The organism is Pradoshia sp. Z4_20, from assembly GCF_058216035.1.
Genome location: NZ_JBZAJD010000002.1, coordinates 809,345 through 824,078, shown reverse-complemented (window position 1 = coordinate 824,078; position 14,734 = coordinate 809,345). Strand labels below are relative to the sequence as shown.

Below are 14,734 nucleotides of genomic sequence, written 5' to 3'. Positions count from 1 at the left end.
TCCGAACGCCTCCCTAAACCCCATTATAACCTTTAAAAGTATGGGCAAGAAAGCAACAATCTATACGAAAACAGCCTTATTTTTTAACACATATAGACAGAAAAAAGTCGAATTGTTTCGGAGAAAGGTGTGAAAATGGTGATTGTGAAAAGATTCTTATATCGAGAGTTTTTATTGATTATGCTGTTTCTTCTTGTTCTAATCTCTAATGTTTGTTTATATCGTACAGCGTTTGGAGTTGAAATTTTACAATACAATCCAAATGGTGCAGTGGTAGGCTCCATAATTGATTTGTCATTGGTTTTGCCGGTTTTATTTATGGCGTGGAAGAGAAGCTGGGGATGGAAAAATATGATTTTATTGGCGGCCAGTGGTCTCATTTTAGTCCGCTTCCTAATTCCAATGGAATATTTGGCGCCATTTGAATCAATCACTTGGGCTGGCTTTCTGATTGAAGGTTTATTAGTATGTTTTGAATTGCTGCTCATCGTCACATTCTTCAAATATATGCCGTACATTACCCGTTCTGTTAAAAATAGTCCACTCCCGGTTGTTTTTTCATTCCCGAATGCTGTTGAGCAAAAAATGAAAAAAACGCCTGTTATTGTTCAAATGATTTGTTCAGAAATACTGATGTTTTATTATGCTTTTGCCAGCTGGAACAAAAAGGTGAAGCTGAGCGAAAATCAATACACCCTGCATCAAAAATCAAGCTATATTGCTTTCCAAGTGATGTTGATTCACGCGATTGTTTTTGAGACAGCAGCAATTCATTGGTGGCTGCATGGAAAATACTTTCTATTGTCCATGATCTTACTCCTTCTTAATATTTACTCGGTCATTCTATTTGTGGCAGATATTCAGGCTGTCCGTTTGAATCCCTTAAAGATTACGGAGGACCGTATGTATATTTCTCTTGGGTTAATGAAACGTATGGAAATAAAGTGGACAGATATTGAATCCCTAATTGATGAACAAGAACAACTTAAGCAAAAGGTTACTGAAAAGACGATTGAATTCATTTACCGAGATTTAGAAGAAGTTTATCCAAATGTTATTTTAAAATTAAAACACCCCGTTCAAGCCACTCTCATAATGGGCATAAAGAAAGAATATGAACAAGTTGCGATTCGAGTGGATGAACCAGAAAGATTCAAGGTGATTTTGAAAGAAAAGGTCACATTAGATAGGGAAACTAATCATTAGGAGTAACGATAAAAAAGGCATTGGGGGATATCATGATTTACATAGAGCATGGGCAGCCCATAGAAATCCGCAAATATAGTGAGCAGGACTTTATTTCTATAAATAAGCTGAATGCGGAAGAACAATGGACAAACTTAGTTACGGAGAAAGATAAAACAAAGCAAGCCTGGAACAATTCTAATATTGCATTTGTAGTACTCTCAAAAGAGGAAATTATCGGATATATAAGGGGCATTACTGATAAACATGTCACTCTCTATATTTGCGAACTTTTAATCGAAAAAAGATACCGGGGGCTAGGGATTGGTCAGTATCTGCTAAAGTTTGTACATGGATTGTATCCCTCTACGAGAATAGAGATGCTGGCAAGCAGTAAATCTCACTCCTTTTATAACCAAATCGGTTACAGACCTTTTTATGGATTTAGAAAAACATTTGGTGAATAATTTTAGTTATCTGTTTTCATTTTTTTGAAGAGTTTAAAGTAAGAATAGCGCCTAATAAAATGCCTGAAAAATATAAAGTGAGAGCATAGAATTTAATAAGGAAACTAACCAAAACAATGATCACAATCCAGATGGTCATTGTTTTATTTTTGCAGTGAAAGTTTTCCACTTGCCGATTGTCATTTTCATATTAGTGCCTATTTTGACTTCTCCTCTTTCTCTCGTTTCCTGTGATATAACAAAAACGAATCTTCTATTCACCATTGAAATAAACCATTTTTTACAATGCTGGGATATAGAGTCAATTGAGGAGAAAACGCCATTAATTATGATAAAATAGAGAGATAGATATAAAGGGGGGAGGCACATTTAATGTCTTTGCAATTTTATATTGGAAAAACAGGTACAGGTAAGACAGAGACTATTTTAAATGACATTAGGACCAAGCTGGAGAGTGATCCGGAAGGTTCTTCGATTATATATATTGTTCCAGATCAGATGACTTTTCAGGCTGAGCTGGAATTAATTAATACGCCTAATCTGGGCGGGATGATACGTGCTCAAGTGTTTAGCTTCAGCCGTCTGGCATGGAAGGTTTTGCAGGAAACAGGCGGTATGGGCAGACGGCATTTAAATAATGTCGGTGTCAACATGGTGATTCGCAAAATCATGGAGGAAAATAAGGACGAGTTAAAGACCTTTCAACGTTCCAGTGATAAGCAGGGCTTTATTACCCAGCTGAGTGATTTACTGAAGGAATGTAAGCGATATTGCCTGACTCCTGAGGAAATGCTAAACCAATCAGATGGAAAGGTATCACCGATTTTACGATCAAAGCTTGATGATCTATCCCTTTTATACAATGGATTTGAGCGTGAATTAGAGGGTCAGTACGTGGATTCAGAGGATTACTTTACTTTATTAGTAGAAAAGATGCCTGAATCAGCTTACCTTCGCGATGCTGAAATTTATATAGATGGATTTTACAGCTTTACAGCCCAGGAATACGGCATTATGGCAGCTCTAATGCAACACTGTAGGAATGTGACGGTTTCGTTGACATTAGATCAGCCCTTTAAAGAATGGGCGCCTGATCCACTTCATTTATTCAGGATGACAGGGGAAACTTATTTTGATCTATACCAGATTGCGCTCCAAAACGGAGTAAAGGTGGAGGAGGATCGTTTATTTAAGGAACCGCATCGATTTATTCAAAATGAATCCATGCAGCATTTGGATAAATGGTTTGCCAACAGACCGGCACCAGTTTATGATCAGGAGCCGAATTTTGAATTTTGCCCAGCTGGTAACAGAAGGGCTGAGGTGGAAGGAATCGCGCGTAAGATTCTAAAGAGTGTTAGGGAAGGATATCGATACAGAGATATCTTTGTGTTAATGAGAAATAGCCAGGAATATGCTGAAGTGGTGGAAACCGTCTTTATGGACTACGGTATTCCTGTCTTTATTGATCAAAAGAGACCTATGCTTAATCACCCTTTGATCGAGCTTATTCGCTCTACGCTTGAAGCCTTAACGAATAATTGGCGTTATGAACCGATGTTCCGTGCTATAAAAACAGACCTTTTGTTTGATAAGAATGCCTATATACCAAAAGAGCGTGAGAGTGCTGCCCTGCTAGAAAATTACGTATTATCCAGAGGCTATTATGGTGACCGCTGGAGTAAGAAGCAGAGCTGGAAGTATAAAAGAAATCGCGGTCTTGAACTGGTGGCCAGTATCCAGACAGATGAAGAATTGAAAATGGAAGCGTTGCTGAATGAAACGAAGGAACAAGTGGCAGAGCCCATCCGTCGACTTGCAAATCGTTTTAAAAAAGCAACATCCGGAACGGATTATGCTCAGGCTTTATATATGTATTTAGATGAGCTTAACATACCGGAAAAGCTTGAGAAAATGGCTCGAAGCGATGAGCAGGAAGGCCGACTCATCCATGCAACCGAGCACGACCAGGCATGGAATGGTGTCATGGATTTGTTGGATCAATTTGTAGAAATTGTTGGGGACAGGCCGGTTACGTTAAAGAATTTTGGTGCAATCCTAGAAAGCGGGATTGAAACACTGAACTTCTCCTTAATTCCACCTTCCCTTGACCAAGTAGTCGTGACCAATATGGATTTATCACGTCCTCAAAATGTAAAGATTGCTTTCATAGCAGGCCTAAATGAAGGGGTGATTCCTTCAAAAGTAAGTGAAGGGGGAATCCTTTCAGATACGGATCGAGAAACACTGAAGTCTACCGGAATAAAGATGGCACCGACATCAAGTACCAAATTATTAGATGAAGAGTTTGCTGCATACAAGGCATTCCTGCTTGCATCCGACTGTGTATATTTTTCTTATCCACTGGCTGATGACGAAGGAAAGCAATTATTGGCTTCCTCTTATATGAAACGAGTGAAGGATTTATTTGGTTCGGTGAAAGAAACTTTCTTTGTGCATGATCCGGCTGAAATGAGTGATGAGCTGCAACTGGAGTATGTGGTTCAGACGAGAGCAACGCTGTCATTCCTGGCAAGCCAGCTTCAACAGAAAAAAAGGAATTATCCGGTATCGCCTGTTTGGTGGGATGTATATAACGAATATGTTAAAGACGGTCCGATGAAGGATCAGGCGGCCTTTGTTCTTTCAGCGCTTTCGTATCAAAATAAAGCGAAGAAAATCCCTGACCAAAAAGCGGTTGAATTGTATGGAGATACAATCCAGGGAAGTGTGTCAAGAATGGAGCTATTCAATAGCTGCCCATTTGCGCATTTTTCCTCACACGGCTTAAAGCTTAGGGAACGGGATATCTACCGTTTAGAAGCTCCTGATATCGGAGAAATGTTCCATGGTGCTCTGCAATGGATGACGGAACAAATTATCGAACGTGGGACAAGCTGGGGAGCTTTATCACGGGAGCAATGTATCCAATTAGCCAGAACGGCTGTAGAGGTAATGGCACCGAAACTGCAGAATGAAATCTTATTATCTTCCAATCGATTCCATTATTTAAAAAGGAAACTGGAACAAATTGTGGCGAGAGCCTCAATCACTTTAAGCGGACAAGCGAAAAACAGCCAATTTTCACCGATTGGGCTAGAGCTTGGATTTGGCCGGAGAGGTTCTTTGCCGCCTCTGACCTTTGAGCTTAAAAATGGAACAAAGATGGAACTGGCTGGGCGAATTGATCGGATTGATCAGGCGAAGACAGATGATGGAACCTATTTGAGAATCATTGATTATAAATCGAGCTCGAAGGATTTAAACTTCACGGAAATCTATTATGGAATCGCCTTGCAAATGCTGACTTACCTCGATATCGTGGTCACACACTCACCACTGTTGGTTGGGGAACAGGCTAAGCCTGCAGGTGTCCTGTATTTCCATGTTCACAATCCATTAATTAAAAACAATGGAGTTTATACGTTAGACCAGATTGAACGTGAAGTCTTTAAAAGCTTTAAGATGAAGGGATTGCTTTTAGGGGATGACCAGGTTGTTAAAATGATGGACAGTGATTTGGAAAATGGGGAATCCCTGATTGTACCTGCTGGATTTAAGAAGGATGGGCATTTTACGGCGGCTTCACGAATCGCAAGTGAAGGAGAGTTCTCTCTTTTAAGCCGGCATGTGAAGAGAATGTATGCCGATACGGGTAATGCAATTACGAGCGGTGTAGCTGATATCAAACCTTATCGTTTGCAAAATAAATTACCATGTACCTTCTGTAATTATAAAACAGTTTGCCAGTTTGATCCTTCTCTTGAGAGCAACGAGTACAGAGTATTTAAACCGGCTAAAAAAGAAGAAATCTTTGAGGCTATACGGGAGGAGGAAGAAGATGATGAATAACCGTAAACAAATTCCCGTAAAACCGGCAGATGCCTTATGGACAGATGACCAATGGAAAGCTATCACTGCGGATGGAAATGATATTCTAGTAGCGGCTGCGGCCGGAAGTGGTAAAACAGCTGTACTGGTTGAGAGGATTATCAGGAAGATTATTTCAGAGGATAACCCTCTTGATGTGGATCGTTTATTGATAGCCACCTTTACCAATGCTTCAGCTGCTGAAATGCGCCACCGTATTGCGGAGGCGCTGGAGAAGGAAATTAAAAAGAATCCGGACTCCAGACATTTACGTAAGCAGCTCAGTTTGCTGAATAAGGCGAATATCTCAACCCTTCATTCCTTCTGCTTGGATGTAGTCCGGAGTCATTATTATTTGCTGGACATTGATCCCGGTTTTCGAATTGGGGACTCAACGGAAATCGAATTAATTAAAGATGAAATTCTTGAAGAAGTATTGGAAACACAGTATGGAATATCTGATAATGAGCCGTTTTTCAGGCTTATCGATGCATTTACGGATGACCGCAGTGATCGTACGATTCTCGAAATTATCCGAGTGCTTGATGATTTTTCAAGATCAAATCCCAATCCTAAAGAATGGCTGGAAAGCCTTGCGGATATGTATGAGATAGGGGAACATACCAGGATTGAGGATCTGCCATTTTATCCAGTCTTGAAATTTGATATCATGATGCGCCTCGCTGCAGCTAAAGAAATGATCCATGAAGGCTATCAATTAACCTTGCTGCCTGATGGTCCAGCAGCCCTGGGCGAAACATTTAAATTAGACGAAGAGCTTATTAACAAGTTATCCGAGTCGCTTGAAGCAGATTGGCAGTCGATGGCAGATGCATTTTCAGCGGTTAGCTTTGCAAAAGCAAAAACGATTCGCAAGGGAACCTGTGATGAGGACTTGGCAAAGCAAGCCAAGAAAATGAGAGATGATGTTAAGAAATTGCTGAATGGAATTTCGAGCGATTTATTCTTCCGGAAAGCAGATAGCTTTTTAAAAGATATATCAGATATGAAGCCGTATGTAGTAACACTTGCCGGGTTGGTCACAGCGTTCCAAAAACGATTCCTGGCAGAAAAGCTTGAACGCGGGATTGTTGATTTTTCCGACTTGGAGCATATGGCGTTAGAAATTCTGGGGACTTATGAGGATGGAGCATTAAAGCCAACAGATGTTGCGTTGGAGTACCGTGATAAATTCAAAGAGGTACTTGTCGATGAATATCAGGATACTAATATGGTGCAGGAAACAATCCTTCAGCTTGTTACACAGGACGGTGAGTCAACCGGCAATATGTTTATGGTTGGGGATGTTAAGCAATCTATCTATCGATTCCGCCTGGCTGAGCCTAATCTTTTCATGGGGAAATACAGCAGATTTTTAACAGAGCCGACAGATACCGGAATGAAGATTGATTTGAATAAAAATTTCCGCAGCCGAAGTGAAGTATTGGCAGGTACGAACTTTTTATTTAAACAATTGATGGGTAAAACGGTTGGTGAAATAGAATATGATGAACCCGCTGAATTGAAAAGAGGAGCAGCCTATCCTGAGGATGAAGAGTACCCAGTGGAACTTTATTTGATTGATAAATCGGCAGAAGGAGCTGGTTACGGTTCTGAGGATGATGACGAAGCAGACGAAGACCTTGAAACGGTACTGTTAGAAGCTAGGCAAATGGCTGAATTAATTAAACAAATGATTAATGAACGCCGCAAAGTGTATGATGCCAAAACGAAAACATACCGAAACATTACCTATCGGGATATTGTCATCTTGCTGCGTTCCATGCCATGGGCTCCTCAAATTATGGATGAATTCAGAGCGCAGGGTATCCCGGTTTATGCCGATCTCTCAACAGGATACTTTGAGGCGACAGAAGTAGCTATTATGATCTCTCTCCTGCAAATTATTGATAATCCATATCAAGATATTCCGCTTGCATCTGTGCTGCGTTCTCCTATAGTGGGGCTGGATGAAGAAAACTTGTCAGATATCCGGATTACCTTGCCAAAGGGGCAATTCTATGATGCGTTAAAGGCCTATTGCCAGTACGGTTCATTTGAAAAATACGGAACTGTCTATTTAAAAGTGAAGCGATTCTTTGGTTATCTTCACGAATGGAGAAACCAGGCGCGTGAGGGAGCACTATCCAGTTTAATTTGGCAGCTGTACCGGGATACGGGCTATTATGATTTTGTTGGCGGTATGCCTGGCGGCAAACAAAGGCAGGCCAATTTATTGGCACTATATAACCGTGCCAGACAATATGAGGAAAGTTCATTCAGAGGAATATTCCGCTTTCTCCGTTTTATCGATCGGATGAGAGAAAGGGGCAGTGATTTGGGTGCGGCACGTGCCCTGGGTGAACAGGAAGATGTTGTCCGGATTATGACCATTCATAAGAGTAAGGGACTGGAATTCCCTGTCGTGATTTTGGGCGGTTTGTCTAAGAAGTTTAATCAGATGGATCTAAAGCGTTCCTATTTAGTGGATAAGGATCTGGGTCTTGCATTTCGATATGTGAATCCGGAGTTAAGGATAACCTATCCATCCTTACCGCAGATTGCCTTTAAAAAGAAGCAGCTCCTTGAAAATATTGCGGAAGAGATGCGCGTCCTGTATGTAGCGTTAACCCGTGCAAAAGAGAAGCTGTACTTAATCGGAACACTCTCAGATGCTGAAAAATCGTTTAAGAAGTGGTCTGCCTATGAGAATAAAGAAGGCTGGCTTCTACCTGATTATACGAGAGCAAATGCCACGTCCTATATGGATTGGATTGGTCCGTCTCTAGTGCGGCATCGTATCTTTAAAGAAGGGGCAATCGCCAGTGATTCACTTGCTGAGATTGCTAGTCATCCGTCAGAATGGCAGGTACATGTCCGGAAATCTAATACGTTGCAATCAGTTAAAGAGGAAGAAAACCTGGAAAGTAAACGATTATTTAAATCAATTGAACAAATGGAACCAATTGAGGTAGAGTCTGAGTTTAAAGAACAGGTCAGGGACCAAATGGAATGGGATTATCGATTTAAAAGCTCGACAACTGGGCGTTCTAAGCAGTCTGTGTCCGAATTGAAACGATTAAATGAATCAAAGGATGAATACAGTGCAACTGATTTGGTTCGGGCGACCTTTAAACGGATGAATTTAAAGAGACCGGCTTTTATGCAGCAAAAAACAATGTCACCTGCAGAAAAGGGAACGATGATGCATTTAGTGATGCAGCATTTGGACTTTACAAAGCCAGTCACGGAAGAGTCTGTTCAGACGTTACTGGAGTATTTGGTGATGAAGGAATACGCTACGAAGGAACAAGTCAGTGAGATAAGAACTGACCAGATTTTGAGCTTTTTTGAAAGTGAATTGGGTCAACGCTTGCAGCATGCCAAAAAAATACGCAAGGAAATTCCATTTACAATGGCACTTCCTGCACATGAAGCGTATCAGGATTGGCAGGATGGCGACGAGAACATTCTTGTTCAGGGAATAGTGGATTGCCTATTTGAAGATGAGAATGGGATTGTACTGCTTGACTATAAAACAGACGCGATAACAGATCGATTTAAAAATGGATTTGAAGAAGCTGAGCCTGTATTAAAAGAAAGATATGAAAAGCAGATTCAGCTATATACAAGAGCGATTGAACAAATCCTGAAAAGAGAAGTTTCAGAAAGATATCTGATGTTCTTTGACGGTACACATGTATTGAAGCTTTAACTGCTGAAGGCGGCACATTTGGACGGGAAACCGTGCAGTTGTGTCGTCTATTTTTATATTTTCTCTTTCGATACTGTCTAATTTGGGAAAATATATGGCCAACAGGACCGCTATATCATTTATTGGTATTGGACCGATATAATAAATTCTTTCAAGTTAGAAGCTACTTCTTTTAATTCGCCGGTTTCGTGATACCAAATATAAATTTTATGATCTATGATTGTATCCACAATTTTATAGCATAATTTGTCCCCTGTACCATCCTCGCCAATAGATATGAGATTTTCATCCATTTCTTCCTCTCGCATATCTTTATTTTGTCTTACAATATCATCCCAGGTTCTTTTTAAATTTCTAGGATCTTTAATAGGGAAAAGCGTTCATCGTCCATTCATCAATCTGTGCATGGTTAGATAGTTTAAAGAGATCTTTATACTGTTTGGGGAAATTTCATCTAAGTGTTCTTCTGCTAATTTTATATCTAAATCTGTAACTCCAGGTTTTTTTGTATCAAGCAAATCGACAATATCATTCATTTAATACATAACCTCCCTTTTAATCTTATATAAAGATTCTTGATATATTTTTAAAATCCTTCTTCAGTGGACCTAAAGAAATCCTATTAGCATTTATGCCAATAGGATTTATCTTAGAAGTATCAGTGATCTGGTTTAAGGCTGTAGAAAGTCTTTTTTCTTATAGGCTGGATTCGGATATTTATAGAATCCTTCCCCTGTTTTCATACCCAATTTGCCTTTGTTAATAAATTCTGTTTTGACTAAATCTGCAATGTCCTTGAATGGATTTTGCTCTGGATTTGGATGCTTTGCTGCTTTAGTACTGACGATGTTATAAACTGTTTCCAAACCGACTACATCAATAATCGCAAATGGTCCAAGAGGTGCACCTGTAGCAATCATCCATGTTTTATCGATAGTATATGGATCTGCTACACCATTTCCCCATAGATTTTGGGCTGCATCCAGTAATGGAACGAGTAAGCTGTTTAGAATATAGCCAGGTTGCTCTTTTCTAATATGGAGCGGAACCATTCCAATTGCGGCTGCGAATTGCAGTACATCTTCAACCACTTGTTTATCAGTATGAGGATGTGGCATGACTTCTCCTGTATTATTCATCCAAACGCGGTTTGCGAAGTGCAGAGCCAGGAATTTCTCTGGACGTCCGGTATATTCGGCAAAATCACTAGGAAGCATAGTAGAAGAATTTGTCGCAAACACCGTATGTTCAGGTGCAACTTTACTCAACTCAGTGTAAAAGTTAATTTTGATTTCTTTTAGCTCTGGAATAGCTTCAATAACCAAATCGGCATTAGCTGCTGCGATTTTTAAATCTGTTGCATATTGAATACGTGATTGAGCAGACTGGGCTGCTTCCTGTTCATTTTTAAAATAGGCAACGTAGGTATCTTCTAAATCAGTGATACGATTCTTTGCTTGTTCAATTGCGCTCTCGTTAATATCATAAATGGTGACATTGAAGCCCTTAAAGGCTGTTTGAAAAGCGATTTGGCTCCCTAAAACCCCACTGCCTGCAACTGTAACATTTTTATAATTCATGATTAATTTCCCCCAATCTATAAATTGGATATTCAGTTCTTACCAGTAAATATCCATACCCTTCAAGAAAAATATACTACTATATTGTTAAAAATAAAAATAGTAAGACTTTAGACCTGTCCAAAGGAAATAAAACGATATAGGCAGGAGTAAAACACGAATGGATATCCGTTAAGAATGGAAATATAAATGAATACAATCCTTGATACTAATATAAGGGAAAGGTACAAAGGAGGGGATTATATGAGTAAAGCAAGGAACGGTGTATGTGAACTCTGTCTGCGAAATGATGTCGAGCGGACGATTCACCATTTAATTCCACGCGAATATGGTGGAGGTCCCGATGATACCTCGAAGCTATGCATTCCTTGCCATAAACAGGTTCATGCTCTTTACCCAAATGTGGAGCTGGCTGTTAGACTTAATACGATTGAGAAACTGAGGGATGATCCTGAAATAAAGAAATATTTAAAGTGGATTATAAAGCAGCCTGCAGGTAAATTGCCGCGAATAAAAAAATCCGGCTATAAGGCCGGAAAAAGATGATTGATTAATTATTCGCAGAGATAGGTTGATCAACCCCGTTTATACCAATAACGGAGTTTCCGCTAAGTCCATTTGTATCAAAAATAATTCCACCGGTAATTCCGGAACCTGATCCATTCACACTTTTAGTTGCATATTTTGGGGAGATAACCAGAGAGTCGCCAAATTGAATAATTCCGCTTCCTGCATTAAGTACTTGAACGGAACCGACAAGAGCAGGCATTAAGTTTCCTCCCTTCTTTCATTCTTGGGCCGATTAAGAAGCTGTCTTACATTCATGACTCTAGTTTCGGATCGGATAAACCGTCCGTTTCCTACCTGTAATAAAGAGGAAGCAGAGATGGCCTGTGTTCGGATGCAATCAACAAAAAGGTATGGATTAACATTCTCAAAATTGATGTGGACCATTTCTTCAATGGGTTCAAAGTCAGGCACTGTGTAAAATACTTTGTAATCTCCGAAATTACCTTCCTGTCCGTAAAAAATTTCCTGTTCCCGCTGATAGGCAAGGACATTGTCAACAGAGTAACTATATTGAAGTTCTCCTATATCAAATGTAGATCCTCTTGATAAAATGGATACATGAATATGATCGACTATCGAAGTTCTTTCCCACATGGCATGATCCTCTTTAACGATTAACAATAGGCTGCAAGGGTCCAAATTCTAATGCGTTTAAGGGCGTGTCAGAGGCGGCAAATAGCTGCATGGTTTCTGTATCGCCGACTTTAACGGCAGAGGCGCTTGATACCGATATCAACTTTATGCAGCCAACCTTAATCTGTTCGTTTACGACATGGAAATTCATCACATTGCTCACTGCTCCTTCATTGAATCAGGATAAACCTCTATAAATCTGATGATGGCATTTTCGATATCTGTTTTGAGTACTTCTGATATTTGCTCCCGAATTGCCGGGATTTTTTGCTCAGTCCGGTTATGAGGTGGCGTTTGATCTAAATAATGATGAATACGCTGAGGAAGTTGCCGGGCTAGATCCTCCATGATAAAGGAGCGCATGGTTTCATCCGCTTTTTGTTCGCAGATATTTTCGGCTCTTTTAAAGATTTCATCCTTCTGATTATTTAGGTCAAGTAAAACCTCGCTCGTTAGTTGATGGACAAATTCATCCCTGGATGGAAAGAGAAATGGACCGGGAGGAGTGTGATTATTGATGGCCAACTCATCGATTTTTTCTAAATCTGATGGGGTTAGCCCAATATTTAAAGTACCCTCCAATCTTTCCACTTTCAGTTGGTCAAATTTATATTCTATCCGATCGACTCGAATCGGTGCCTGATGTTTTGTCTCTGTTAATTCTTCTTTTAATCTCTTTACGTCTTCTTCCAGTTTGCGGATAGCCTGCTGTTGATATTCCAGCGTATTTTGTAAGTAGTGTAGGAATTGGGTTAAATCCTGCTGCACATGACTCATCCTTTCCTATTCTGGACTTGAACCTGCGGAGAATCTTCTTCAGTCTCAAAAAGGGGATGGTGCGCTTCCGGAGCAGGTGCCTCAAAGCCACCGGAATTGGTCATGAGTGACTTGGACTTGATGATACCGGCACTGCCGATTTGCAGGACGGATGCATTGGCGATTGCGTTAATTTTAATGGTATTAATCATAATCGTTTGCTTAACAAAGATGTTCATTTTTTTCACCTCTATAACGTAAATGCAATTGGTTGATCGACAACATCTGCATCAAACGTATTCGTAGCACTATAGGGATTATTTACAGCTACACAGTCACCCGTATTAAAAGAACCCGCTCCGGAAAATGTTTTAGCATTAGAGTAGGGAGTGACTTTATAAATATCCCCCACATTAAATACACCGCTGCTCCCTACACTGAGAATTTGGACAATACCTACAATACCTGGCACATTTAACACCTTCCTTGGGTATACCTGTATCTACCTTCTTAACAATTCTTTAACAGTATATGAGGGATGGGCTGAAAGGTGAGGGAACCCCTGAGCTTTAGAAAAAATAGATAATTATAATAGGGGATTTTAGCAGAAACTGCTAAACTGGTTTTATAGGAATTTTTAGAGAGAGGAGTGTTATATTGCAATCCATAACGGATAAACAAAGGATACATGTGGTTGATTTTCTGCGTGGAATTTCAATTGTAGGAATTTTATTGGTCAACATGCTCGATTTTCATTCGCCTTTTTTGTATCTTGAATTAGATTATTGGGATAACCAGCTAGATCTCTATACATATGCACTCATTGATATTTTGGCACAGGGGAATTTTTATCCGCTTTTCGCCTTTTTGTTTGGGTTCGGTACGGTTATTTTAATGACCAGGGCAGAACAAAAGGGAATATCGTTTCCTGCTTTATTTACAAGGCGGATGATCTTTTTGCTTTTGCTGGGCATGATTCATGCATTTTTAATTTGGCACGGTGATATTTTAATCACGTATGCCGTCTGTGGGTTACTTTTGCTGCTTGTTTATCGATTAAAAGGTAAAACATTGCTTCATCTATCGGTTTGGTTATATACCATTCCTTATGGAATATTTGGGTTACTTATTCTGCTGCTCGAATTATTGACCCCAACATCTGGTTTGTTAAATACCGATTTTTCAAAAATAAATAAAGCTATTGAGATCTATTCAAATGGAACGTTTGCAGAGATTTTTTCACTGAGAATGAATGATTGGGCTGCAGTCAATGGACCGGCAAATATGTTTTTTTTATTTTTATCTGTTTTTCCATGTATTCTGGCAGGAATGGCATTTGCCAAACTGGAATGGCTCACGAATCTGAAGGATCATCAGAAAAAGTTACAGATCATATTCCTTGTTTCATTGCCTATAGGACTACTTTTGAAAATATATCCGTATCTATCGACCCAAAATTATGCGACTGAATTTTGGCAGGATATTTTTGGCGGGCCCTTCCTGACACTGGCCATTATAACAGGGATTACCCTTATTTATGATAAATCTCCAAAGGTTAGAAAAATGGCTGTTCCCTTTGTCAGACTGGGACGTATGTCGCTTACAAATTACCTTATGCACTCCATTCTGTGTACGCTGATCTTTTATTCATATGGACTAGGGCTTTATGGCGAAGTGGGAGCTTTTATGGGTACTTTATTAGCTGTATTGATTATCCTGTTTCAATTGATATTTACAAAATATTGGTTACGTTCTTTTAAAATGGGACCAATTGAATATGGCTGGAGAATCATTACTTACTGGGACACACCGTCATTCAAGCGGGAAAAGGAGTATGATACATTTCAATAAGGGTGGAACGCAGTTTAATAAGAGTATAGCTTAAAAGGATAGAGATACGTCATTTATCATTTTAGTGGCAGGAAACAGCTGTATAAATGGTTTTAAACCAATCTGAA

Annotated in this window: 13 protein-coding genes and 1 pseudogene; 6 read left to right on the top strand and 8 right to left on the bottom strand. The window is 39.7% G+C overall.

Annotated elements, in window-relative coordinates; all coding sequences use genetic code 11:
- Positions 1-135 precede the first annotated feature (135 nt).
- The 4 genes from AC4BHP_RS10005 (at position 136) to addA (ending at position 9,237) form a co-directional block, all read left to right on the top strand.
- Positions 136-1,206 carry a beta-carotene 15,15'-monooxygenase gene (locus AC4BHP_RS10005; RefSeq protein ID WP_490552019.1) on the top strand — a complete coding sequence of 357 codons (1,071 nt, stop codon included), beginning with the start codon at positions 136-138 and terminating at the stop codon, positions 1,204-1,206.
- 32 nt (positions 1,207-1,238) lie between these two features.
- The gene (locus AC4BHP_RS10000) at positions 1,239-1,652 is read left to right on the top strand and encodes a GNAT family N-acetyltransferase (RefSeq protein WP_490551987.1); all 414 of its coding nucleotides are present in this window, start codon (positions 1,239-1,241) and stop codon (positions 1,650-1,652) included.
- Positions 1,653-2,024: 372 nt separating this feature from the next.
- Positions 2,025-5,504 (top strand): helicase-exonuclease AddAB subunit AddB, encoded by a 3,480-nt coding sequence (gene addB / locus AC4BHP_RS09995; protein ID WP_490551985.1) that lies wholly within the window; start codon positions 2,025-2,027, stop codon positions 5,502-5,504.
- Positions 5,497-9,237 carry a helicase-exonuclease AddAB subunit AddA gene (addA, locus tag AC4BHP_RS09990; protein WP_490551983.1) on the top strand — a complete coding sequence of 1,247 codons (3,741 nt, stop codon included), beginning with the start codon at positions 5,497-5,499 and terminating at the stop codon, positions 9,235-9,237. The genes addB and addA overlap by 8 nt, the downstream gene beginning before the upstream one ends.
- 119 nt (positions 9,238-9,356) lie before the next feature.
- On the opposite strand, the pseudogene AC4BHP_RS09985 reads toward addA, so the two are convergent.
- Positions 9,357-9,773, bottom strand: a pseudogene (locus AC4BHP_RS09985) (SMI1/KNR4 family protein).
- A gap of 135 nt (positions 9,774-9,908) precedes the next feature.
- A complete protein-coding gene (locus AC4BHP_RS09980) occupies positions 9,909-10,817 on the bottom strand; it encodes a 3-hydroxyacyl-CoA dehydrogenase (protein WP_490551981.1) in 909 nt (302 codons plus the stop codon).
- Between the two features lie 243 nt (positions 10,818-11,060).
- On the opposite strand from AC4BHP_RS09980, the gene hlpB reads away from it, so the two are divergent.
- Positions 11,061-11,363, top strand: a complete 303-nt coding sequence (gene hlpB, locus AC4BHP_RS09975; protein WP_490551979.1) for an HNH nuclease-like protein HlpB — start codon at positions 11,061-11,063, stop codon at positions 11,361-11,363.
- Between the two features lie 4 nt (positions 11,364-11,367).
- On the opposite strand, the gene AC4BHP_RS09970 is transcribed toward hlpB, so the two are convergent.
- Genes AC4BHP_RS09970 through AC4BHP_RS09945 form a run of 6 tightly spaced genes read right to left on the bottom strand, consistent with a single transcriptional unit; the run spans position 11,368 to position 13,248 of the window.
- On the bottom strand, positions 11,368-11,586 hold the full coding sequence (locus AC4BHP_RS09970; RefSeq protein ID WP_066101652.1) for a spore germination protein: 219 nt from the start codon (positions 11,584-11,586) through the stop codon (positions 11,368-11,370).
- Entirely contained in the window at positions 11,586-11,981 is a 396-nt protein-coding gene (locus AC4BHP_RS09965) for a spore germination protein GerPE (protein WP_148630866.1), read from the bottom strand. The genes AC4BHP_RS09970 and AC4BHP_RS09965 overlap by 1 nt, the downstream gene beginning before the upstream one ends.
- Positions 11,982-11,994: 13 nt before the next feature.
- A complete protein-coding gene (locus tag AC4BHP_RS09960) occupies positions 11,995-12,171 on the bottom strand; it encodes a spore gernimation protein GerPD (RefSeq protein WP_490552018.1) in 177 nt (58 codons plus the stop codon).
- An 8-nt stretch (positions 12,172-12,179) separates the two neighbouring features.
- Positions 12,180-12,788, bottom strand: a complete 609-nt coding sequence (gerPC, locus tag AC4BHP_RS09955) for a spore germination protein GerPC (RefSeq protein ID WP_490551975.1) — start codon at positions 12,786-12,788, stop codon at positions 12,180-12,182.
- Between the two features lie 5 nt (positions 12,789-12,793).
- A complete protein-coding gene (locus tag AC4BHP_RS09950; protein ID WP_066101641.1) occupies positions 12,794-13,015 on the bottom strand; it encodes a spore germination protein GerPB in 222 nt (73 codons plus the stop codon).
- A gap of 11 nt (positions 13,016-13,026) precedes the next feature.
- Entirely contained in the window at positions 13,027-13,248 is a 222-nt protein-coding gene (locus AC4BHP_RS09945; protein WP_490551972.1) for a spore germination protein, read from the bottom strand.
- A gap of 185 nt (positions 13,249-13,433) precedes the next feature.
- Here AC4BHP_RS09945 and AC4BHP_RS09940 point away from each other — a divergent pair, with 185 nt between their 5' ends.
- A complete protein-coding gene (locus tag AC4BHP_RS09940; protein ID WP_490551970.1) occupies positions 13,434-14,627 on the top strand; it encodes a DUF418 domain-containing protein in 1,194 nt (397 codons plus the stop codon).
- The last annotated feature ends 107 nt before the right edge of the window (positions 14,628-14,734 follow it).

Coding starts and splice junctions, on each gene's coding strand:
- AC4BHP_RS09965 (WP_148630866.1), bottom strand. CDS start 11,981: ATGTGGGAAAGAACTTCGATAGTCGATCATATTCATGTATCCATTTTA.
- AC4BHP_RS10005 (WP_490552019.1), top strand. CDS start 136: ATGGTGATTGTGAAAAGATTCTTATATCGAGAGTTTTTATTGATTATG.
- AC4BHP_RS09960 (WP_490552018.1), bottom strand. CDS start 12,171: ATGAATTTCCATGTCGTAAACGAACAGATTAAGGTTGGCTGCATAAAG.
- hlpB (WP_490551979.1), top strand. CDS start 11,061: ATGAGTAAAGCAAGGAACGGTGTATGTGAACTCTGTCTGCGAAATGAT.
- addA (WP_490551983.1), top strand. CDS start 5,497: ATGAATAACCGTAAACAAATTCCCGTAAAACCGGCAGATGCCTTATGG.
- AC4BHP_RS09980 (WP_490551981.1), bottom strand. CDS start 10,817: ATGAATTATAAAAATGTTACAGTTGCAGGCAGTGGGGTTTTAGGGAGC.
- addB (WP_490551985.1), top strand. CDS start 2,025: ATGTCTTTGCAATTTTATATTGGAAAAACAGGTACAGGTAAGACAGAG.
- AC4BHP_RS09950 (WP_066101641.1), bottom strand. CDS start 13,015: ATGAACATCTTTGTTAAGCAAACGATTATGATTAATACCATTAAAATT.
- AC4BHP_RS10000 (WP_490551987.1), top strand. CDS start 1,239: ATGATTTACATAGAGCATGGGCAGCCCATAGAAATCCGCAAATATAGT.
- AC4BHP_RS09970 (WP_066101652.1), bottom strand. CDS start 11,586: ATGCCTGCTCTTGTCGGTTCCGTTCAAGTACTTAATGCAGGAAGCGGA.